Source organism: Bacillus sp. SRL337 (assembly GCF_984799155.1).
On sequence record NZ_OZ481793.1, the window covers coordinates 2565749 to 2586312 of the forward strand.

Below are 20564 nucleotides of genomic sequence, written 5' to 3' on the forward strand. Positions count from 1 at the left end.
ACTTACTCCCCTTCCGGATTCAATTCGCTGAAATAGTTTTTCACAACGTTCTCAAGGCTTCCCGGAAGCTCCATCCGGTCAACACTTTCCCGATATGCCTGTTCGTATGTCCCGTATACTTCACTGTACGGCCTGGCCGATCCCCTGAGTGCAGGGCCGTTTTCTGTTGTTTCCTGTTGACCGGAACCTTGGCCAAGTGGACCTTTTTCAATCGATTGGTTCTTCTTTCCTCCAAGGCGTCCCGGAACAGTGACCAGTTCTCTTGATCCCTGTCCTAATCCGGCACCATTGCCGCCGCTGCCTGACCCGCTCCCTGAACCTGAACCACTCCCAGAACCAGTTCCAGAACCTGATCCAGAACCTGATCCACTGCCGGCCCCTGAACCGGATCCAGTGCCGGAAGACCCGCTGCCTGATCCCTGGCCATTTTGCCCGCTTTGACCTTCGGAAGAGGCGCCGCTTCCGTTACTACCATTTTGTCCAGAACTGTTTTGCGGTGAGGGAGAATCATTGAAAGCCAATGAACCGGGAGACCCCAGGCCTGCTTCCGCCATGTTTTGCTTCGTCGCTGACGCCAGCTCCTGAAGCGATTTTTGCACAGAGGCTATCTGTGTTAATGAAGAAGCCGAGGCGAGCATTTCATCAAGGGATTTCTCAAGGTCTGCGAGCATTTTTTCCAATTGTTCCTGTGATAAACTTTGCATGTCAGCCTTTTCCCCATCCACGTCCTGCTTCATCTTTTCCAGTGCTGCAAGATCCTCCTTGTTCAAGTTTTGCTTATTCTTCAGCTTCTCCATGGCCTCATGAAGTTTTTTCTGGTCCATTTCTTTCAAGGCTTTCGACAATTCACTGAGATTGCTTCCAGACGCTTCTTCAGCAAGGTTACCCAACTCTTTCTCAGCCATCTCTGCCTCTTTCTTTAATTCCGCTGTTTTTCTTTCTTTTTCAAGCAGCTTTTGAAGTGATTGCTCAGCTGTCTTGCTTTCAGCCAGCTCTTTTTCTAATTGCTGCAGTTCTTTCTTGGTGTCTTCATTGACGGTCTTTTTCTTCTTTTCAGCCAGCTCTCCCACTTTCTCTTTTGCCTCATTTATGATTTCGTCTTCCTTTTCTTTTTGCTCTGCTTTTTCCATCATTGTGCTCGGAAAAACCATCGAAAAGGAAACCAATGCTGCTAAAAATAGGGTTGTATAGAGAGGCTTCCTTGGGAGATTTACTGATTTGATCCGGTCGATAGCCCGCTTCGATTCCTTCATTTTTCTTAATGCATCCTTCCGCTGAAGGATGTACATATCCTCACTTTTATCAAGATAAGAGAAAGCAGTGGATACCGTATCTTCCCCTGTAAGCTCATCAAACCGGCGAGCCGCTTCTTCCCGTTTCGGCCGGGAGAACCCGGCGTACACCGCAGCTCCCAGAAACAGGATCAGGCTGGTAAAGCTGATCTTTTCCAAAAGAAATGGGATGACGAAAATCCTGCCTGCCAATGACCATATTGCCGCCGCCCCTGCAGCAGCAAACAGACCATACGTCAGGATGAAACTAAAATGCCTGCCCTGAAGCTTTTTGTGCAGGGAGGAAAGCATGGACAGAAAAATCTTCTGCTCATGCATCTTTCTTTCTTCCTCTGCCAGTCGGCCTCATCCGCGGACGAAGCTTTGAAATGCTCACCCACAAGCAGACCGCCGCAATCACTGCAAACGTAATGACAAAGCTGAGCCAAAATGGAAACTCGATCCCGGTCCTCAAGACAAACTCTTCTTGCATTCCCGGCTCAAATATCGTTATAAGCGCAAATGCGGGATTGCTCATGATCATAAAGTAAGGAGCGGCATTCGTCTGATTCCCCATCAAAATCGCACTCATAGTGAAGAGTGTCAAAAACCCTGTTCCTGCTGTCAGGAATAAAGCCACACCATACGTTGCAATCATTGAGACGATCGTCTTTTTCAGGATGGTGGAAAACAGGATACCGATACTTCCGATGGTGATGATGGTGATGACATATATTCCGAACGTCCCAAGCATGATCCCAGGTGACACCCCTCCATATAAAAAGACAATGCTGTATAAAGGGAGCGAGGCAGAAATCATCAGGAACAGGAACGCGACGGATGAAACAAGCTTACTCAAAATAATGCTTGTCGACGATTGCTCGGTTGTCAGCAGCATGCTTAGGGTCTGTCTTTCCCTCTCTCCGCTTATGACACCTGCGGTCAGCCCGGGAGTCATAAACAGGATCAACCCCAATTGCACCATGGAGAGCACCATGAACATCATACGGCTCTCTTCAGGACGGATATAGCCGTTGCGGCTGTTCATCATCGTAATGTAGATGAATCCTATCGCGACCAGCCCTAATGCGGCAAGATAAAACAAGATGCCCATAAAACTTTTCAGCGACCTCAATCTCAATTTAATTTCTTTATTCAATACCGGATTGATCAGAAGTGTCTTCATCTACTCATCCCCTTTCGTAATTTCCAGGAAGATGTCTTCCAGATCTGTTTTCTTCTGGCTAAAGTCTATGATCATAAGCCCTGCCTGAACCGCTTTTGAGAGAAGTACGACTTGTTCCTGGTCCGAACCGGAGTAGGCAAAATGGATTATCCGTGGATCCTTCTCATCTCTTAATACTTCTGCCACCTGCGGGTCGTCCTCGAAGAAAGCAGCTGCTTTTTCGATTTCATCCAATACCGTGACATTCAAGACCTTGTTTGCCTGAAGCTGCTGGTGAATCACCGAAACCGAACCGGATGCCACCAAATTTCCATTTTCAATGACCCCCAATTCATCGCACATTTCTGCAAGTTCCGGAAGGATATGTGAAGATATCAATATCGTTTTTCCCATCGTTTTGAGTTCTTTTAAAATATCCCTCATTTCGATCCTTGCCCGCGGATCCAATCCAGAAGCAGGTTCGTCGAGGATAAGTACTTCGGGATCATGAATCAGGCACCGCGCAAGGCAAAGCCTCTGTTTCATCCCCCGCGACAGCAGATCGACATAGGAATCTTTTTTATGGGAAAGGTTCACCAATTCCAACAATTGAGGAATCAGGGCTTTCCTTTCCGCTGCGGATAATCCGTAACTTGCTCCGTAGAAATCAAGATACTCTGAAGCCTTGAATTGATCATACACCCCAAAGAAATCCGGCATATATCCGATTTGTTTTCTAACCATCTTCGGATCCTTTGTCACATCAAATCCATTGACGTACGCTGTTCCTTCAGTGGGAGCAAGCAATGTGGCCAGGATGGAGAATGTGGTGGATTTGCCAGCACCATTAGGGCCGACAACCCCGAACACCGTCCCTTTTGCGATGGACAGGTTTAAGTTATCCAAGGCCGTAAATGTGCCATATCTTTTTGTTAAATTGACAATCTCAATCATTGTACAAACTCCCCTTCTATCGTGACTTCCGGAACTGGAAGCTGCGGGTTTTGCTGGCCATGCTTTTCAATCCGAATCGTCAGCCTGCCGTCCTTGTCGATATATTCTTGGACGTTCTGATCGATTTTGATTTGCCTCACGCCTGTTTCCAATTCCTCTGCTTCCCCGGTCTCTGCATTTAGAATAGAAATCCCGTCAGAAACAATGGTTTCCCTGAAAGAAAGGTTCAATTTTGAGTAACTGACTTTATTATCCACAACGGATTCCGGAAGTTGGAAGGCCAGATCATAAGTCCCCGGAGCGGCATCAATATAGAATTTCCCTTCAACGAATTCCTGATAGTGGATCATTCCCTCCACTACCGAAACCTTTGGCTCCAATTGGCCGCTGTCGAGGGAGAAAGCTCCTTTATTATCCGCATTGATCGTAATCGGCTGTAAAAACAAATTCGTTGATTCTTCATCGGCTTTCTTGCCGTTAACCTTCATATCTATCAGCGAATCTTCAGAGTAACCGACAATCAAAGGCTTGTTGAGAGAAGCGTTATAAAGTTTTTCCTGCAGGGCAAAGTCGAGCAGGCTGAACTTCTTCCAATCATCACCCGGGCTTTGTTGCTGCATTCCCGTTCCATACATATAATTCTGAGCGTTAGGGAAGGCCTTTCCAGCTGTGACGCTGTTTGGTACACCTAACAATGCAGTTGATTTTTTCTCAATTTTCACGTCTTTTGCTTCACCCTTTGCCAGTTTGCCAATTTCATAGGCGCTGCCTCCTGCGAGGATGAATACGTCTTTCAGATCATGGATCATATTATTTGTCACGGTTCCTGAGATAAGGGTATCATCTGCTGTCAGTTCCCCTTCGACCCTGCCCGTTTTCACATCTGAAAACTTATTGACAAGGGAGCGGACCGACCAGAATTCCACACCCGTAAATGTGACTTCAGGATGTTCTCCATCCGTCTGGACCATCGGGTAATGACTAAAGCTGGTTTGCTCTACATACTCCTGATTGAATGGAACCGGATGAAGGCTTTTGCTCCCTAACTCGACGGTATAGTCGCCGCCGCTGCTTGAAAGCATGGAAGAGAAATGCAATCCGCTGCCCATACCTTCTTCATCAACGGAAACGATTCCCATCTTATTGATACTTTCACCGCCTGACCGGTCAGAAGCACCAGTGAAAAAGATGCCCAGACTTGTCAGGATCGCAATGGATGGAATGATCCACCATCCCCATTCACGTTTGTCTTTCTTCTTCAATATAAAATAAAGCACTGGAACAATCAGAAGGATGTAGACCATAAACAAAATGACAATGACCGAAACCGGCATAAATGAGGAAGAAAACAGCTCGGTTGTCTCCCGCAGGATGTTTTGCACCTGATCATAAAAAGCCATCGGGTGCTGCATTTGCGTATCTATAGAAGCCGTCAAGATCCTATTCCACCAACCGCTGTTCCCTTCCCATGAAGCCAGTGGTTCTTCTGCCAGGCTGTAGCTAAGCTGTGTGACTTTCCCCATGCCGAACCCTTTTTCCAGTACAAGCGGCAATCCGCCCTCAGCAATCAGTTCATTGGTGCCTGCTGATTTTTCACCGGTCAAGACTGTCAATTCCTGCATCGACAATGGCTTTTCGCTGAACCCTTTCAAGAATGACAAATCTTTCAGCTTTTCTTCCCCATTGACTTGCATCGGGACAAGAGATGAAAGGTCTCCCATTTTTTGCTGCAGGTCTGGAGTGCTTCCGATAATCAGATGTCCCCCCATCTTCACCCACTGCTTCAATGCATTCCGTTTTTTCTCAGGCAATTGATCTATTGAATAGTCATGGATGATCAAGGCGTCAAACATATTCAGACCAAGAATGTCTTTCGGCAGGGTTTCCGGATTCAACGGAAGGACTTCAGGTGCCTCTCCTTGAAATGAAGTAAGTTTCAACACATTCATTTGATCAGGGTTGTCACTCAGAACTCCAAGAGCAAGCTTCGTTTCTTGTATGAATCCATGAGTGACTTTCTTATCACCCGTGATTTTCATTTCTTTGCCTTTTTCCCAGCCGCCTTCATAGAAACGGATTTGATTTTCTTTGTTGGCATTCATTGGGCCGCCGCCCATATAGTCACTGGAACCAGGGAGGGACGCTTGTATCTTTTGTTCCGCACCAGCTGCAATTTCTACAGGGACGACCACATTTTCATAGGCTTGATAATGCGGGGTGGATGATATGACGAGATCCCCTGAAACATCCTCCCCATTATTCTTAATCGTTATGGTAACAGGGAACGCCTCTCCGTTTTTAACTTTTCCATTGATTCCTGCTTCTACATCAATATCAAGTGTTCCTTGCGCAGATGTTTCCTCTCCGTGCCACGGCATAAGTGTCATGATAAGCACAACGGCCAAAATCTTCATTATGTATTTTTTCACCCAAAACTTCCCCCTCTTTATCTTCTCTTTATTAAAGACGAGTTTCGAGGATAAAAAGTTCTGCCAGATAGTGATATTTTTGAGAAATATTTGTTTTTTTGATGTTTTATTGTTTTTTAAGGCATCTTTCGTTAACTTTGTCCCTATGTACTATAATGGGGGAGATATATCGCCCTATTTCAAGAGAAATATCTCGAAAAGCAAGAAAAAAAAAGAGCGGCTCTTTCAATCAGATAGAAGATCCCAAGTATGGCAAAGGAAAAATCCCGATCTTTGGATTTTCCCAAGGGCAACAATCAATACGAAAACAGCCTTTTTTAAAGACAGGGGCCGCTCCTTCAATGGAGCTTTTGGTAGGAGAATGATAAAACTGCAGACCTCATCAGAGATCTGCAGTTCGTGCTACTATTTCTTGAGTACAGACAGCTTCTCAACCATGTTATCAAGAATGTCCACCATGGCTTCTCTGTCTGCCTTCACTTCAAGCGAAAATTCATCCTTTTCCAATAAAGAATATAACCGGCTTTTCGCTTCTGATAGTGCTTCAATGGCAGTCCTTTTTTCTTCTTCTGTGTATTTAAAACCTTTTAACCCTTTTACGAGAGTAACTAACTCTCCAAGATCATCGCTGACCACCATGAAATCGGGGTAGTCGTTCAGCTGCCGTATTGTGTGGTCAAGATGGTCAAGGCGCTGTATATCCTTGTCCAGAGCGTCATGATAATAGCTTTTCTTATCATCTTGGATGGGGAATTCATATAGATCCAAGGTTTCTTCCATACTGTAAAGAAGTGCATGAAGCTCTTCAAACTGGTAGTTCATTTGGAAGACATGGCGATCCTCATAGTTCTTCACTTCATTGTTTGTTTCTATAAAATGGAACAGGACAAAAGCGACTGCGGCCCCTACAATCAAATGAAAAAACTTATCTAGTTTTGTATTTTTCCCGGCGTTGAGTTTCAATTTCCCACTCCTTTTCTCCTAATGTTCAGACCTGTATTGTTTTATGAATGGCGAAAAGGCTGTTCCTATGGATATACCGATGATGCAAGCGACTGAATAAATAGCAATTCCTGCACCATCTTCCGTTCCCCGAATCTGGATAAGGCTGTAAAGAAAGCCGAGGATTCCTCCAGCACCTAATACTGAACAAATGCCATAAAGAGTTTTCCTGCTTAAACATATAGCCATTAAGCTGATGGCTCCTGTAAAAAATAGGATGATTAAAATGAACGGCAGCCGCCTTCCAAGTGAATCCAATTACCTGCTTTCTCCATCAAATCAACCCCCTTTAAACTCAAAAACAGAGATCCAGATTTCTTTTAGTAAACGGCTCTTTTCGTGAACTTTGTTGCTATTCAACATGAATGTCAACTATTATTTTGGTCATCCACCGGATAACCCCCTGTAAGCAGGAAAGAAAAGAGCTCTCCTCCCTATTGTGAGGGGAAATCCATGAAATACAGGGAAAAAATCCGGCTCTGGGATTTTTCCGAAAGCAACAATGAATGCGAAAACAGCCTAGTAAATAGACGATGCCAAGACAAATGAAGTTTCGCAAAGAACTCCTTCCTTTAGCTGTCCTCAGTTATAAAATCTGTTTCACCTTTTAGGACCAGTGGCTCATTGCCACATTGGCAGGGGGAAGGAATTATTATTCGACAAACTCCATCCATCGGGACCCAACAAGGAAAATCCCAATTGGCGGATGTATACGCAGCCATTCCACTCGAAAACGAGGCCACTTGCCCCCTGAAGAGGAAGAATGCCGTTACTGGTAAACCCAATCAGTGAAGAAAAGGCTGCCTGCTCCATCAGCTGGTTTTTACGAATCATTCATCAGTGAAACTTTCTCCCGTAATAACTTTATAAAATTCCTCTGCTTGCTCATACAGTAAATAGGCCCGTTCCGTTTCGGTATCAGGTGAACTTCTAAAGATTTCTATGGAGTTGTCTCTTTCGAAAATAGTTACATCATACTGATACCCGTTCAATTTAAATGTGTAGTCAGGACCCAGATATAAGTCGACACCCAGGGAAGCCCACCGCTCATTTTTAAATTCCGTTTCCAGGAGTTCAATTTCTTCTTCGGAAGTGATGGTATGAACCACTTTTGTGTCTTCATCGTCTCCGCCCTTTTTTACAACGACCTCTTGGATTGTTTCAGCCTAATGGCAGCCGGTTAAGAACAGAACTAAGAGTAGTATAATAGCTTGGTATTTTTATTGATATCACTCGCCTCCTGTTTCATCCAGCCATGTCAACAGCTTTGGAATTGTGTTCGAAAAGGTCTTTATCTTATGGAGGGAGACTGTTACTTCTTTTGTCCCTATTTCCTGATCCTCGTTGTCTGCACATTCGATCCATAAAGAACGTTTTATATTATATAGAAGCCAGGCTAACTGACCTGCAAATCCATATTCTAAAGCATGTTTCCAATCTGCATGGATCAAATCGCTCCTATTTTATAGCCTTCCAGGAAAGAGTTGAATTTTTGTTTATCCAGCTCTCCCTTATCGTTTTCAGACCAGTAAATCGCCGTTTCAAGTAAATCATGTACAGGATTGATACTTCCTGCTGACTCCCAATCAATAAGAAACGGCTTATTAAGATTCCATAGAACATTCTTCGGATCGAGATCCCTATGGCTGATCACTGTATCCGCTGCAAGAACTTGCTCTGCTGCGATTGCTCTCTGGTTCCAGCTAACGAGATCATCAAGGCTTTCCCGCAGAATAGGAGCCCATTCTGCCCCCTTTTCGTCAGCCATTATCAGGTAGTCAAGCCAATCTACCGATTCTGTACTTTCTATGTTTTTGATACAGTTCGTTACTTCTAAGGTAGCTGACCGATGTATTTTTGCAAGGATATGGCCCATTTCGCGGCAATGAAGCTGGGTGATTTCCACTGTTTGTAATCTTCTGCCTTCAACCCAGTTAAAAACAAAGTAAAATTGGGACCCTGCCTTTTGCAGTACATGACCATTGACCTCCAGAGCAGGAACAGCCGGAATTCTTTCAGCAAAGCAGCGGGCGATTTTTTCAGATTGAATATAATTATCAATTGCTTGCTCCCTCATCATAATCCCAGGATTCAATAGTTTGATAGCGTATTGGCCAGTTGTTGTATTCACTTTGTACATTCTATGCAGCAGCCCGCCTGTGATGGGTCTTGGTTCAGTGACCAGTTCACCCAGTCCTGAGTGCTGGCACATGGTCTGGAATGCAGTGTTGTAGTGATAATGAGTCATCTTCTTCCCTTCTTTTTTATAAAATAGGATAAGGCATATGTTTGTTTTCAACAAGATAATTGGTTGAATAATAGATAAAGAGAAGGAGTGTAAATCTGCATTTAAAGGCAACAATCTTTTAGAAATGAGTCATTTTAATTTCTTTCCGTCCATTGCCTAGTCTTCAAAATCTACTCCGTCCGAGAGTTCGACACCCCGAACTTTTTCCATGATTTCTGTTAATTCGGCTGCCGAGCTTTTATCCAATTCAGAAGTGATGCTGTTACGAGGTATTAAGCTTTGAATATAGCCCTTCCCATCCTTGGTAAGCCATAAACTATAGTCGATGTCCTGCTCATCCTTCTTGTAAGAGAGCGTAAAAGTCAGCAAAGGCGCCGTTTGAATGACCTTTTGCGGCTTAAGTGTTTCAGCACGATTTACAGCTTCAACAAATGCGTTCACTTTTTCATCGCCTTTGTAAAAAAAAGCCGGTTCACCTTCCCAAAATCTCCCGCTGACAGACTCGCCCCGCTCACCTACCATCGTATTCGAGCATGCTGTAATAGCGGAGAACAAAAGAATACCAGTCAACAGCTTACGAATTCCCAAAAGCAAAACCTCCTTCAGCTTTTCCTAAAATCCATTCAGATTAGAAATAGGACTGACCCTGAATGGAATAAATCTCCTGCTATTTCGATGCTCTGAACAATCAAACGGAATCCTTTCTTTCCATATGAAGACTTTTTTGATTGAACAACAAGGATTTTTTTGCCGGTTGACTGACAATTTAAAATTGGGCAGGGAGTACCTCACATTTTCCGATATACATTTTATACCGCAGCCCATTGCTAACCAGTTCAAAAATTCATTGTCGCCGGGATGGGATTCCATAAGAGTTAATACGGGAATTTATTGACATGAACACTTTAACTCTTCGAATCAATTTTCCTGATTTTATTTATATGTAATGATCTGCACAAAAAGGCTGACGACTGTGAATAGTACGATTCCATAAAAGACAAATCCGACATTGACCTTCAGCTCGTTATCTTTTTGGACCTTTCCATATGCCCGGCTGGCAGATAAGTTCGCCATCTGCGAGGTGATGCCGCCGCTGCTGCTGAAGAAGAAAACGATGATACTCAAAGTAAAGCCGATAAAAAAACACCATTCCGTGTAGGGAAATAAAAACAGCATGCTTCCAAACCAAACCAGAATACTGACAATTGCTGCCGTGACAATCGTTCCAAGTACAGTCATTCTCATAGACTTCCACCTCTTGAATTCATTTCCATTTTTTTGAGAATTAGACGACAAGCTGATCCAATAAGTTTCAAAATCCTCCCTTTACCGCATTAACGCAGCGAGGGACTGTCCCCCGCTGCGTTAATGTGCTAAAGTCTGCCAGCCATTTGCTTTCAATTTTTCTAAGTATGTATCGAACCTGATTTCTTCCAGTTCAATCGCAAGAGGCGACAAGGACACCCAGCACAGATCATTTGTATAATCGATAGTGACTTTCACCACTTCATAACCATTGTGATAAGCTGAATCAAATCCTGGATCGTCAAGGATATCCCCTTTTGCAGGACGTATTTCCGACTCGAATGTTTTGATTAGACTCTCCATTTTATCGGGCTCATTCATCGAAGTGATGAAAAGAACTAAATTGATTTTCATGGCTTTTCTCCTGTTCACTTTCGTTAATATATTTTTCCATACGTATGTCATCCCACATGCGTCCCTGCCAATAGGTAAACTCTTTTACTACGCCGATTTTATGGAATCCCAACTTTTGATAAAGCCGGTTGGCCTGATGGTTGAATTCAAAAACGCCAAGCTCAATCCGTTGCAGCCCTTCCTGTTCAACCTGTTTTTCTAAATGCTGAATAGCCAGGTACCCGATCCCTTTTCCCCTTCCTTCCGGCTCACCAATGGTGATTCCCAACCAGGCGGTTCCTGCTTCTTTTTTATAAAGGTGACCGGGATCGACCATATAATTCATTTCACCGATTAATAAGTCATCCAAATAAAGTAAGTAATAGTGGTGGTTTTCCAGTCTTTTGGTTAGATCCTCAATGGTGACTTCATTCCTCTGTTCAGTTTCCTCTTTATTTTGGCTGGGCCGGATTAAAGGAATGATAGCTGGGTCATTCTCCCAGCGGTTAAAAGATTCGGCAATCACTTTCGTTGGTTCCACTAATTTTTCAAAACGTATATTCATATTCTTCTCTCCGTTCCTATATAGCAGATGTTATTCTGTTTACTCTTAGAGTACAGTAAAGCCTGCTGGTTTACCAACAACTTTCACAAAAAAAGAACCCCCGTCAGACAGGAAGTTCCTTTGAAAAGTATGGATTGTTCATCTTGATTTCCATCATGTATAAACACTTCCGCAGGTTCCAGCTGCCGGTTCATAGTAACAATGATTCTTAAATTGTCCTGCAAAAGGCTGGCCGTACCAGGTTGGAGGACAAGGAGCATAGGGATTGAAATACCAGAGTGCATACTTCCCGGGATGCTGTCGCCAATAGTCCAAATTCTGCTTAGCCAATCTTTTTTCAACCGACCGCGCCCTGTTGTAAAAAAGATTCCCTTTTTGAACAGCTTCAAAGGAATAATTTCCTCCCTGCACTTGGAAAATGACATCATTAATCGTTCGGACATCTTTAAAATCCAAACAATCCGCTATTGCACGATTCACGATTACGTTACCAACATACAGCATTCCTTGTTTTCCTTCACCTTCGGCTTCCGCCCTCATCATCCTCGCCATCAAAGCCACATCTGAATCGCGGTATTTAACTCTTGGCATTTTTCTCACCTCAAAAATAGTGTATGAAAAATGCCTGAGTTCATGTCATCATATCCAAAATATGATGACATCACTCCTGGGTTAGACAGTTTTTAGCTCCTTAAAATCATTCACTTTGAATAGCTCATACTAACAAGTGCCGTTGCAGACAAATCTTAGGGATGGATGACTATGAATACATCGTTTTAATTTTTTTCATCATCATGGGGTTACTCTTTGGGAAGTGGAGACGGTGGAATCTTTTTCGGATTATCGGGGATTTGCTGTACGCTGATCTGCTCTCCGATTTCCGTGTCTGGAAATTCCGGCCAGTCTCGATCGATCTCATCTTCTCCTTTCTACCCCTACGCTAATGGCAACGGTGATTGCCTTCATCGCCTATCCTTCGGTGATGGTCATTTTTCATGGCCGGATGCCTGAATTGAAACTGCTAAACGTGTTTTGGGGCACTCTTTGGGCTGTTTTATTCAAAGCCGTCGAAATCATTGCCTTGCTGAATGACAGCATCAACCATCATCACGGCTGGTCACTTTATCGGTCCTTCCTTTTTAACCTGACTACATTTTCAGCGCTGATCATTCATAGGTGGAAAACCTGGGCTACTTGGCTTTTATCGATTTTTACCATCGTTTCCTCGTTCATCATCTATGATGCGCCTTTGCCGGATTGATATAGTCACAGATGTTTCAAACGGATGATTGTGATGACCATTTGTTGATTATCCCATAATGAACAAGATCTTCAAACTTTCCTTCTTTCATGATGTGTTCCTTCAGTATACCTTCTTTTTGCATCCCGACTTTTTCCAGAACCCTTCCTGATGAAGGATTCGATTGAAAATGGCGTGCGTACACTTTATGGTAGTCCATATCCTTAAAGGCAAACTCAACAATCGCTATCGCGGCCTCCGTTGCATAGCCATTTCCCCAATGTGGTTCCCCAACAGTATGCAATCTCCCCGTTTTTAAACTGCTGGTGATTCGATAAAGCGATGGCACCGTATAGCTCTCCACTCCTTTTATCTGTGATGGCAAACTCATATAGCTGATAACGTATAAAATTGCCTTGATGACTCCCTATCCATTCCCGTGCATCATCAATTGAATAAGGGTGTGGAAGAAATAATGTGGACTGATAAAGAGCGTAGCTATTACACAGCTTAGCAACTGATGATGCATCACTGTTTTGAAAACGCCTCAAGATCAAACGCTTAGTCGTAAAGGTTCGTTCATGGATTTCAGTCACTATTCATTCCCACCTGGCTCTGGTACATATACTCTTCACGGAGAATCCCATAGACTGCGCAATCCTTATACTGCTTCTTCGAATTGCGGATCATATCCCTGATGACTCCTTCTTTCACCATTCCAGCTTTGCTCATCACTTTTCCGGATGCCGGATTATCAGTGTTATGTGCCGCTGAAACTTTGTGAACCTTCATTTCCCTGAAAGCAACGCCTCTGTGCCGAATCCCTGGTTCCACCAATGTTATCCAAGGGAATAGCTTACTTCACAGTTTCCGGTGGTTTCATCAAAATCATACAAATCAATTTCCCCAATTAACTCCCCATTGTTTTTCAACTTGATTGCCCAGTAACAAAATTTTTCTTCATTATTTTGAGAAACAATATTGGCCAGCCGCTTATTTGTTTGAGAAATATGTTGATGCGCTGCTTTTTTACGGTTGTCCGATATCCGTTCATCGGACAGCCAATGGTCGAACACTTTTTGGGCATCCGAGAGTTCAAGCTTCTCTAGGATTAACCGGTCGCTTTCGATAGGAAGAGTCCCTAAGTAAGATATCATCCTGCATCAGCCTCCAATTGCTCATAAACCTCCCTGTACTCACTGCCGAGAATGATTTCCTTCGGGATGAGGCCGGTCCATTCTTCAACGGATACATCAGGATGGTTCTTTAAGTAGCTTTGGACTATCTGATATCCCGTTTTGTAGTTGGACCACATTGGGATGCCTTTGCTTGAATAGCCATTGAAAAATTCATAGTACCTGTTCAGGTCAAAATCATTTCCGTTCTTCCTCAGTTCTTCGAAAACTTTTTCCTGCAACCTGGCTGATAATGGCTCTGTCCAAGCAACTTTGTAGTCGGGGTATAGACCATTCGCAAAGGCATCGGCTTTTCCTTCTAGTAGAAAGGCATCCATCATGGAGTTTATGACTTCAGATCGTTTTTCTGTTTGCAGTGTATGATGATATTCGTGGGCGACGAGATACTTCAACCCTTCCTCTTCAAATGAAGGATCCAGGCTTAACACAACTGTATCCTCACTCAAGGTTACACCTGAGAGCCCTCCCATTTTTTCATTGACAACCAATTCATCAGGATTGACTGGCATGATGATGATGGTTTTGTCTTCTCCTGCCATTTGTTGAGCGGAATCTTTAATGCCTTGTTTGACAAGATCAAGAATTCTGTCCTCGTCATCCAGAAGCGTTTTGGCATTTTCCTTCAGCTTGGTTATATTGGTATTTGGTGACAGGAACGAATAGTAATCATCATAGATATGCGCATCCACTTCGGCAACTTGCTTTTGAAGCGGCTCAACGACGATCTCTCTATAAACTTCCTTTTTGATCGCGGAAGAATCACTTTCCACCGCTTTGGCGTACTCCCATATCTCTTCGTTCAGCATAATGATATGGAAGGTCTGGTCACCAACCGTTACGTCCATTACGTCACGTGCAGCATTTTCAACCATAGTTTCAGCCTTATCAGGACCATTATCTTTATTACCGCTAGTCAGCTTTCCTTCATTCGAACAGCCAGCCAGCAATGAACCCACGAGTAATAACAGCACTATCCTTTTCAATGAAATCCCCCCATTTAAGATTGGTTATAAATGGATACGGATTACTTCCCAAAAAGTTTCAAAGAATAGTTTCATAGAGTTTCAGTTGATTCTTTCTAGAAATGCTTCAACCTCATTTGGGTTTCTTAAAATTATAATGGTCTTGTCTTTGGGAAGATTTGCAAGCTTAGCCAGGACATTGGGCCTTTTCATTTTGGGATAGTCCCAAACCCATTTCAAAAACTGCAGGTCAAACTTTTCAACACAGCCTTCACGCATATCAGGTCTTGTCCTGTTTCGATTTTGCATCATCCTTTTAAATACACGCCAGACACAAAGATATCGGGACAGGTCCAGAAAAATGATCGTGTCTGCTGCGTCCAGCCTGATATCCAAGGTGCCATTGTAATTTCCGTCAATAATCCATTTCTCCTTCACTACCAGATCTGACTGGATCTTTGTCTGTTCTTCTCTTGTCGATAAATTCCAGCCCGGTTTCCACAACAACCGATCCAAATGCCAAACATCAATTTCCAGCTTTTCTCCTACCCTTTTTGCCAAGGTGGATTTCCCGGAACCTCCGGAACCAATTAACGCAATTTTGTTCATTCTAAAACCCCTTTCCCAATAGGATAGACGAAAAAAAGCTTACCTCTTTCTGGATAAGCCGGTTATGTATGATATTCTTTTTCTAATCACCACCACATAGTGGCACTAGCTTTGATTTACCATTACAGTGTTTCCACCGTCTGTCCTGACTTCAACTATACTATAAATCCATCACTTGAATACCTTCTTTCGTGTCTTGGTAAAGCAGCTTAATTTCTTGGAGTTGACCAGCCTCCTCACTCTCGAAGTACCAAAGATATAATCCTTTCAAGTTATTTTCCTTTACCACTGACTGAGGGAGCAGTTCGAGATTCAGAATATCAGCCCGTTGTCCATCAACGGTGACCATTTTTTCATTGGCATTTCTAATGATTCCGTAAATCAGATGATCTCCATGACCCTGATATCCCGCAATTTCTTCACCTATTTCTTTTTTGTCTAAAGGGCTCCAGGTAAACCCTCCTGATTTCCAGCCGAATAATCCTTCATGGGCAGTTGCAGCTCCGAGATTATTCCCATCCTTTATAAAAAAACAACGATTCCGCATTCATTTTATATGCCGGAATTATGCTATACCGCTAAGTTCTGACTGTATGGCTTGATAAGGTTCAAGATAAGAGTTCTGCTGTTCCTGAACTCCCCAGATGATGAGTAGTGCAGTAGGTATCAGGATTATTACCACCATTTTGATTAGCGCAGTGTTCTTCATCATCTCCCCCTCTTTTCAGAAATATCTTACCATACTCTATCCCAAAAAGTCCCAACGCCATCAAACAGCAATTGGGACTTCACTTATTTATGATGGTACGTTTTTTCTAACACTCTCTTTTTTTATTAAAATGCCCATTGGCAGATAGGTGATAAAGAATACAACAAGTGCAGCCATTTCGAGAGTGATATAATACACGATTCCTGAACCAAAGAAAGATAAAATCGTCGTAGATTCCGTTGGATTGGCTAAATAGAAGAAATTTGTATCCAGAAGAATATTGATGAAGAAGACCGGCAATGCGATGACATTCAGCAGCAGGAACCCAGTCCAGACAGCTCTCCGTGGAACCCGATACCCCTCGAAAATGATGAAATACAAAACTGACCAGGAAATCGCAGCATGGTGCAGGAAGTACTTAAGGAATCGAAAATGAGGAAATTGATAAACCAGCTCAGGTGTCACCATACTGAGAATTGCCGGCAGCGAACCGGTAAAAAACAATAAATAAAACGCTTTCTTGCTAGGCTTCAGGAATAAATAAAGCGCTATAAAGGTACTGATCGAGCAGAGATGCAGCGGCAGATTCCCGACTTCCCATTGGTCTGTCAATATCAGCCAAAGCTGCTGTGAAACCTCACTAAGCACGAGAATCGCAAATAATGTCCATTTGATCCACTTGCTGAAAGGCGTCAATACATCCCTGAAAAAAATGAACCATAAAGCTACCAGAACAAACAACAAAAGCATTACGTTATGCGGGGCAGAAAACAACTCGAATGTGCGTATTTCCGTAACCGAAAACATCATGCCACCCCTATCCCTTCTGAAATAAAGTGGTTATCATGAATAGTTTATTCGGGTGAGAGTTGTCTCGAACATTGTCCGCAGAACTTTACCTTCACAAAATAAATGTACCCAGGACGATCAAGGAAGAACCAATGATGACAACCGCCACTTTCACGAATGGATGGGGTAGCCGGTTCATGAACTTCATCAGTACTTCCCACTCAATATAACCGCTCCGCCCTAAAGGATTATCATCATAGAAATCTTTCTTCTGCAAGCAGAAAATCGAGGAATAGGTGACAAACATTCCCCAAAAAATCAATGACCAGCCTACTATTTGCAACATCTCCAACTCATTTCAAACGAAGTTACAGGATTATGGTCCTCTGCCCGGAGTACATTAAATCACTGTGCAAGAGTTTGATGTTGGCACATACTCACAGATGCCTTCGTTTCGTGCAAAACCGTCCTCATTTCATGAATAACCTTCAATCCAGGTGTAAATCATCGGTCACACTACTCAAAATAATTCTTACGTAGATTCGTGCTTTACCTTTTCCCTGTCAAAACCTAAGTATCTGCTTCCTTGAAACGTTAACGTTCCACTATCCCCTTCAACCAGCAGTCCAAATTCTTTCCCAGAAACATGGAACTCCTGCCGGTCCCCACTTTCAAACTCAAAGGTTACAAAATACTTTGTGTGACTGCTTGAAGAATGGGGGAGAGTATCATTGGCATGGACATTTGAACTTCTTCTGACATCAGTCCGTTTCGACTTCACAGCTGCCGGAACGCTCAGCCTTGGCGACTGCTCATTTTTGTTCCACTCACCAATTCCTCTAAAAGCAGAAACCACTATACTGCCAATGACAATCACAAAAATAATACCTATAAAGATAGGAACAATTTGGAACATAGGTTCATTCATTGTAAATGGATCTCCCATAGCAGCAACTCCCTTCTGTCCTTTCTTTACGAGCAAAAGCTGAAAAAGGTTTCAGATTTAATTCCTGATACGGCTTTCCTCGGCAGGGTCGAGAATCACCCACCGTTATCTCTTGGTTGATTCTGTTTTGATATGAACAACTTGGCCCTTGCCATCAATTCAGTCAATTCCTGGATTGCGCGAAATTTCATTATTACTACTCAAAATTTGGGTGATTTATTCGCGAAATGAACCAAATTTTAGTTACACTACTAAACATTTGGTCTATTTTTCCCAAGATTGCACCAAATTTCATGAACACCACTCGAATGTCGGTCCATTCTTAAGAGAAATGAACCAAATTTTAGTTCCACTACTAAACATTTGGTCTATTTTTTCCAAGATTGCACCAAATTTCATGAACACTACGCGAATGTTGGTCTATTCTTAAGAGAAATGAACCAAATTTTAGTTCCACTACTAAACATTTGGTCTATTTTTTCCAAGATTGCACCAAATTTCATGCACACCACTCGAATGTCGGTCTATTCTTAAGAGAAATGAACCAAATTTCAGTTCCACTACTAAACATTTGGTCTATTTTTCCCAAGATAGCACCAAATTTCATGAACACCACGCGAATGTTGGTCCATTCCTTCGAGAAATGAACCAAATTTTAGTTACACTACAAAGAATTTGGTCTATTCATCCAAAGATTGAACCCAATCATATATTTGTATGATTAAACAGAATGACTCCGCCATTATACTCTCAATCTCAGTAAAGTTGCGATTGATTCTTGTATACTATCAACCATGTGCACTCCGGTCCATCAGAATTGAATACGATCCAAACGAATCATCCTTAGTAAATTCCAGGCGGATTCCCACATAAAAAAAACCGGACATGAGGAACATGCCCGATTTTTCACAGAGGGGTAGTCAATTAAAGGGATCATCCCTTCACAGAACCTGCAGCAATTCCTTCAACAATGCGGTCGCTGAGGATGAAGTAAGCAATCAATACCGGGATGATGCTGATCATCAAGGTTGCCCCGATGGCACCCCAGTCTGTCAGGTATTGCCCGACGAAGTTATTCACGCCAACTGTAATGGTTTTCCATTTGTCTGAACTCATGAAGGTTTGGACGAATACGAATTCATTCCAGTTATAGATCATATTGATGATGACCGTTGTCGAGAGGACTGGCATCGTCATCGGCAGCGTGATTTGGAAGAAAATCCGGTGAATGGAACAGCCATCCATGACAGCCGCCTCCTCGATTTCCCTTGGCAGCGATTTATAGAAACCGGTCAGGATCATAATCGTGATCGGCAGATTGAACGCAACATAGGAGACTATGATGGATACTGGATTATCAATCAGGTTGACAGATTTAAAAATATTGAACAACGGAATCAATGTCGAGTGCAAGGGAATCATATACCCTGCCATGAACAACCCCAGAACAACTCCGCTCAATTTCCAATGCATCCTTGTGACGGCAAATGTTACGAAGCTGGCAAGAATGACAGTCAGAACGACAGCGACTACTGTATAAAGGACACTGTTAAAAAAGTACGTATCAATATTTCCGGTTGTCCAGGCTTTTACATAGTTCCCCCACTGCGGATCCTGCGGCAGTGCGAACGGGGACATCCCGAACACCTCTTGATTCGTTTTCAGTGAAAACATGAATAACCAGATTAACGGATATACCTGGACAATTCCAATGATGCCCAGAATGATGTAGAGAATGCCGAAACCAATTCTTTTTCCTAGAGACTTACTTGTTTTATAAGAACCTGGGAGCGTCGGCTGTACTTGCGATTGGGTTTCTAAGGCGACTTTACTCATCTTTTTCTCCCCTTTCTTAATATTCGACTTCGTTTTTCGACGTCATTAATTTTTGAATAACCCAGGTCATCACAAGACAGATCACCAATAAGCCGAAGCCGATGGCACTACCGTAACCGAAGTTGTATTTGCTGAATGCTTCTTTGTACATGTACGATGCCATTACTTCACTGGCTCCATTCGGCCCGCCGCCTGTCAAAACGAAGATCAAATCGAAATATTTCAATGAACCGACGATGGCCAGGATGACCATGACTTTAATGACACCGGAAATCAATGGCACTTTGATTTTATAAGCAATCTGGATTGGCGTTGCGCCATCGATTTTTGCTGCTTCTACCAATTCTTCCGGTACATTTTTCAGTGCTGCATAGAAGATGATGATATAGAATCCTGCGTACTGCCAGACAATTGGAAAGAATAAGGCGTATAATACGATATTCGGGTCTGCCAGCCATACTGGCGGGTTTTCAAAGCCCATCAGGACGAGAAGCCTGTTCAGCATACCGTTTGATGGATCAAAAATCTTGGCCCAAAGCTGACCGATGGCAACTGATGATAAAAGCATCGGGATCAGGTAGATTTTCCGAAAGAAGTTGGCGCCTTTGATCTTACTTGCCAAGATCAAGGACAAAATTAGATAGCCGGCCAGGCTCAAGGTTGAAAACAGCCCAAGCAGGATCGAATGCCATGTGCTTTTCCAGAACATCGCGTCCTTGACCAGTTCTATGTAGTTATCCAAACCGGTGAATTGCATTTTGCCGATTCCGTTCCAGTCCATCAAGCCGTAAATGCCGGTGAGGACGATCGGAATATAGATTAATAGGAGAATCAGGATTAATGCTGGAAGTACATAAAGGCTGATGACCCATTTGTTTGACATTACACTTTTCATTTTTCTATACTCCCTTCTTGTTAAAAGACTTCTTGAGGTTGATCTCCGTTTCAGGGGCACGACTCCGCGTGGCGGGCGTTGAGCCTCCTCGGCTTTGCCTCCGGGGTCTC

General features: G+C 43.1%; 25 protein-coding genes and 1 pseudogene. 1 reads left to right on the forward strand and 25 read right to left on the reverse strand.

Annotated elements, in window-relative coordinates:
- Positions 1 to 2 precede the first annotated feature (2 nt).
- From AC4E8A_RS12995 to AC4E8A_RS13060, 14 genes are all read right to left on the reverse strand, one after another.
- On the reverse strand, positions 3 to 1610 hold the full coding sequence (locus AC4E8A_RS12995; RefSeq protein WP_490193576.1) for a DUF8809 domain-containing protein: 1608 nt from the start codon (positions 1608 to 1610) through the stop codon (positions 3 to 5).
- Complete coding sequence (locus tag AC4E8A_RS13000) at positions 1603 to 2457, reverse strand: ABC transporter permease (RefSeq protein ID WP_490193577.1); 855 nt, start codon at positions 2455 to 2457, stop codon at positions 1603 to 1605. The genes AC4E8A_RS12995 and AC4E8A_RS13000 overlap by 8 nt, the downstream gene beginning before the upstream one ends.
- The gene (locus AC4E8A_RS13005) at positions 2458 to 3390 is read right to left on the reverse strand and encodes an ABC transporter ATP-binding protein (protein WP_490193578.1); all 933 of its coding nucleotides are present in this window, start codon (positions 3388 to 3390) and stop codon (positions 2458 to 2460) included.
- Positions 3387 to 5819 carry a DUF8725 domain-containing protein gene (locus AC4E8A_RS13010; protein ID WP_490193579.1) on the reverse strand — a complete coding sequence of 811 codons (2433 nt, stop codon included), beginning with the start codon at positions 5817 to 5819 and terminating at the stop codon, positions 3387 to 3389. The genes AC4E8A_RS13005 and AC4E8A_RS13010 overlap by 4 nt, the downstream gene beginning before the upstream one ends.
- Before the next feature lie 405 nt (positions 5820 to 6224).
- Complete coding sequence (locus AC4E8A_RS13015; RefSeq protein WP_490193580.1) at positions 6225 to 6782, reverse strand: hypothetical protein; 558 nt, start codon at positions 6780 to 6782, stop codon at positions 6225 to 6227.
- An 18-nt stretch (positions 6783 to 6800) separates the two neighbouring features.
- Entirely contained in the window at positions 6801 to 7079 is a 279-nt protein-coding gene (locus tag AC4E8A_RS13020) for a hypothetical protein (protein WP_490193581.1), read from the reverse strand.
- A gap of 572 nt (positions 7080 to 7651) precedes the next feature.
- A complete protein-coding gene (locus AC4E8A_RS13025; protein ID WP_490193582.1) occupies positions 7652 to 7930 on the reverse strand; it encodes a hypothetical protein in 279 nt (92 codons plus the stop codon).
- 120 nt (positions 7931 to 8050) lie between these two features.
- Positions 8051 to 8272, reverse strand: a complete 222-nt coding sequence (locus AC4E8A_RS13030; RefSeq protein WP_490193583.1) for a hypothetical protein — start codon at positions 8270 to 8272, stop codon at positions 8051 to 8053.
- Positions 8269 to 9069 (reverse strand): aminoglycoside phosphotransferase family protein, encoded by an 801-nt coding sequence (locus AC4E8A_RS13035; protein WP_490193584.1) that lies wholly within the window; start codon positions 9067 to 9069, stop codon positions 8269 to 8271. The genes AC4E8A_RS13030 and AC4E8A_RS13035 overlap by 4 nt, the downstream gene beginning before the upstream one ends.
- 156 nt (positions 9070 to 9225) lie before the next feature.
- Entirely contained in the window at positions 9226 to 9657 is a 432-nt protein-coding gene (locus tag AC4E8A_RS13040; RefSeq protein WP_490193585.1) for a hypothetical protein, read from the reverse strand.
- Positions 9658 to 10002: 345 nt separating this feature from the next.
- A complete protein-coding gene (locus AC4E8A_RS13045) occupies positions 10003 to 10314 on the reverse strand; it encodes a hypothetical protein (protein WP_490193586.1) in 312 nt (103 codons plus the stop codon).
- A gap of 120 nt (positions 10315 to 10434) precedes the next feature.
- Positions 10435 to 10728, reverse strand: coding sequence for a hypothetical protein (locus AC4E8A_RS13050; RefSeq protein WP_490193587.1), 294 nt, complete (start codon positions 10726 to 10728; stop codon positions 10435 to 10437).
- On the reverse strand, positions 10688 to 11272 hold the full coding sequence (locus tag AC4E8A_RS13055; RefSeq protein ID WP_490193588.1) for a GNAT family N-acetyltransferase: 585 nt from the start codon (positions 11270 to 11272) through the stop codon (positions 10688 to 10690). The genes AC4E8A_RS13050 and AC4E8A_RS13055 overlap by 41 nt, the downstream gene beginning before the upstream one ends.
- Positions 11273 to 11425: 153 nt before the next feature.
- Positions 11426 to 11863, reverse strand: coding sequence for a cell wall hydrolase (locus tag AC4E8A_RS13060; RefSeq protein ID WP_490193589.1), 438 nt, complete (start codon positions 11861 to 11863; stop codon positions 11426 to 11428).
- Positions 11864 to 12284: 421 nt separating this feature from the next.
- Between AC4E8A_RS13060 and AC4E8A_RS13065 the strand changes: the two genes are divergently transcribed.
- Positions 12285 to 12533 (forward strand): hypothetical protein, encoded by a 249-nt coding sequence (locus AC4E8A_RS13065; protein ID WP_490193590.1) that lies wholly within the window; start codon positions 12285 to 12287, stop codon positions 12531 to 12533.
- 16 nt (positions 12534 to 12549) lie between these two features.
- On the opposite strand, the pseudogene AC4E8A_RS13070 reads toward AC4E8A_RS13065, so the two are convergent.
- The 11 genes and pseudogenes from AC4E8A_RS13070 to AC4E8A_RS13120 form a co-directional block, all read right to left on the reverse strand.
- Positions 12550 to 13108 (reverse strand): annotated as a pseudogene (locus AC4E8A_RS13070) (GNAT family N-acetyltransferase).
- Positions 13101 to 13346 carry a GNAT family N-acetyltransferase gene (locus tag AC4E8A_RS13075; RefSeq protein WP_490193591.1) on the reverse strand — a complete coding sequence of 82 codons (246 nt, stop codon included), beginning with the start codon at positions 13344 to 13346 and terminating at the stop codon, positions 13101 to 13103. The pseudogene AC4E8A_RS13070 and the gene AC4E8A_RS13075 overlap by 8 nt, the downstream one beginning before the upstream one ends.
- A 5-nt stretch (positions 13347 to 13351) precedes the next feature.
- Positions 13352 to 13669 (reverse strand): GNAT family N-acetyltransferase, encoded by a 318-nt coding sequence (locus AC4E8A_RS13080; RefSeq protein WP_490193592.1) that lies wholly within the window; start codon positions 13667 to 13669, stop codon positions 13352 to 13354.
- Complete coding sequence (locus AC4E8A_RS13085) at positions 13666 to 14691, reverse strand: DUF2268 domain-containing putative Zn-dependent protease (RefSeq protein WP_490193593.1); 1026 nt, start codon at positions 14689 to 14691, stop codon at positions 13666 to 13668. The genes AC4E8A_RS13080 and AC4E8A_RS13085 overlap by 4 nt, the downstream gene beginning before the upstream one ends.
- Before the next feature lie 81 nt (positions 14692 to 14772).
- The gene (locus AC4E8A_RS13090; protein WP_490193594.1) at positions 14773 to 15279 is read right to left on the reverse strand and encodes a DNA topology modulation protein; all 507 of its coding nucleotides are present in this window, start codon (positions 15277 to 15279) and stop codon (positions 14773 to 14775) included.
- Positions 15280 to 15439: 160 nt separating this feature from the next.
- Entirely contained in the window at positions 15440 to 15826 is a 387-nt protein-coding gene (locus AC4E8A_RS13095; protein WP_490193595.1) for a hypothetical protein, read from the reverse strand.
- A 249-nt stretch (positions 15827 to 16075) separates the two neighbouring features.
- On the reverse strand, positions 16076 to 16798 hold the full coding sequence (locus AC4E8A_RS13100; protein ID WP_490193596.1) for a YwaF family protein: 723 nt from the start codon (positions 16796 to 16798) through the stop codon (positions 16076 to 16078).
- Positions 16799 to 16889: 91 nt separating this feature from the next.
- Complete coding sequence (locus tag AC4E8A_RS13105) at positions 16890 to 17123, reverse strand: hypothetical protein (protein ID WP_490193597.1); 234 nt, start codon at positions 17121 to 17123, stop codon at positions 16890 to 16892.
- 186 nt (positions 17124 to 17309) lie between these two features.
- Positions 17310 to 17723 carry a DUF2500 domain-containing protein gene (locus AC4E8A_RS13110; RefSeq protein ID WP_490193598.1) on the reverse strand — a complete coding sequence of 138 codons (414 nt, stop codon included), beginning with the start codon at positions 17721 to 17723 and terminating at the stop codon, positions 17310 to 17312.
- 933 nt (positions 17724 to 18656) lie between these two features.
- Positions 18657 to 19559: a carbohydrate ABC transporter permease gene (locus AC4E8A_RS13115; RefSeq protein WP_490193599.1), complete on the reverse strand. Its 903-nt coding sequence runs from the start codon at positions 19557 to 19559 to the stop codon at positions 18657 to 18659.
- 16 nt (positions 19560 to 19575) lie between these two features.
- Positions 19576 to 20454, reverse strand: coding sequence for a carbohydrate ABC transporter permease (locus AC4E8A_RS13120; protein ID WP_490193600.1), 879 nt, complete (start codon positions 20452 to 20454; stop codon positions 19576 to 19578).
- Positions 20455 to 20564: the final 110 nt, after the last annotated feature.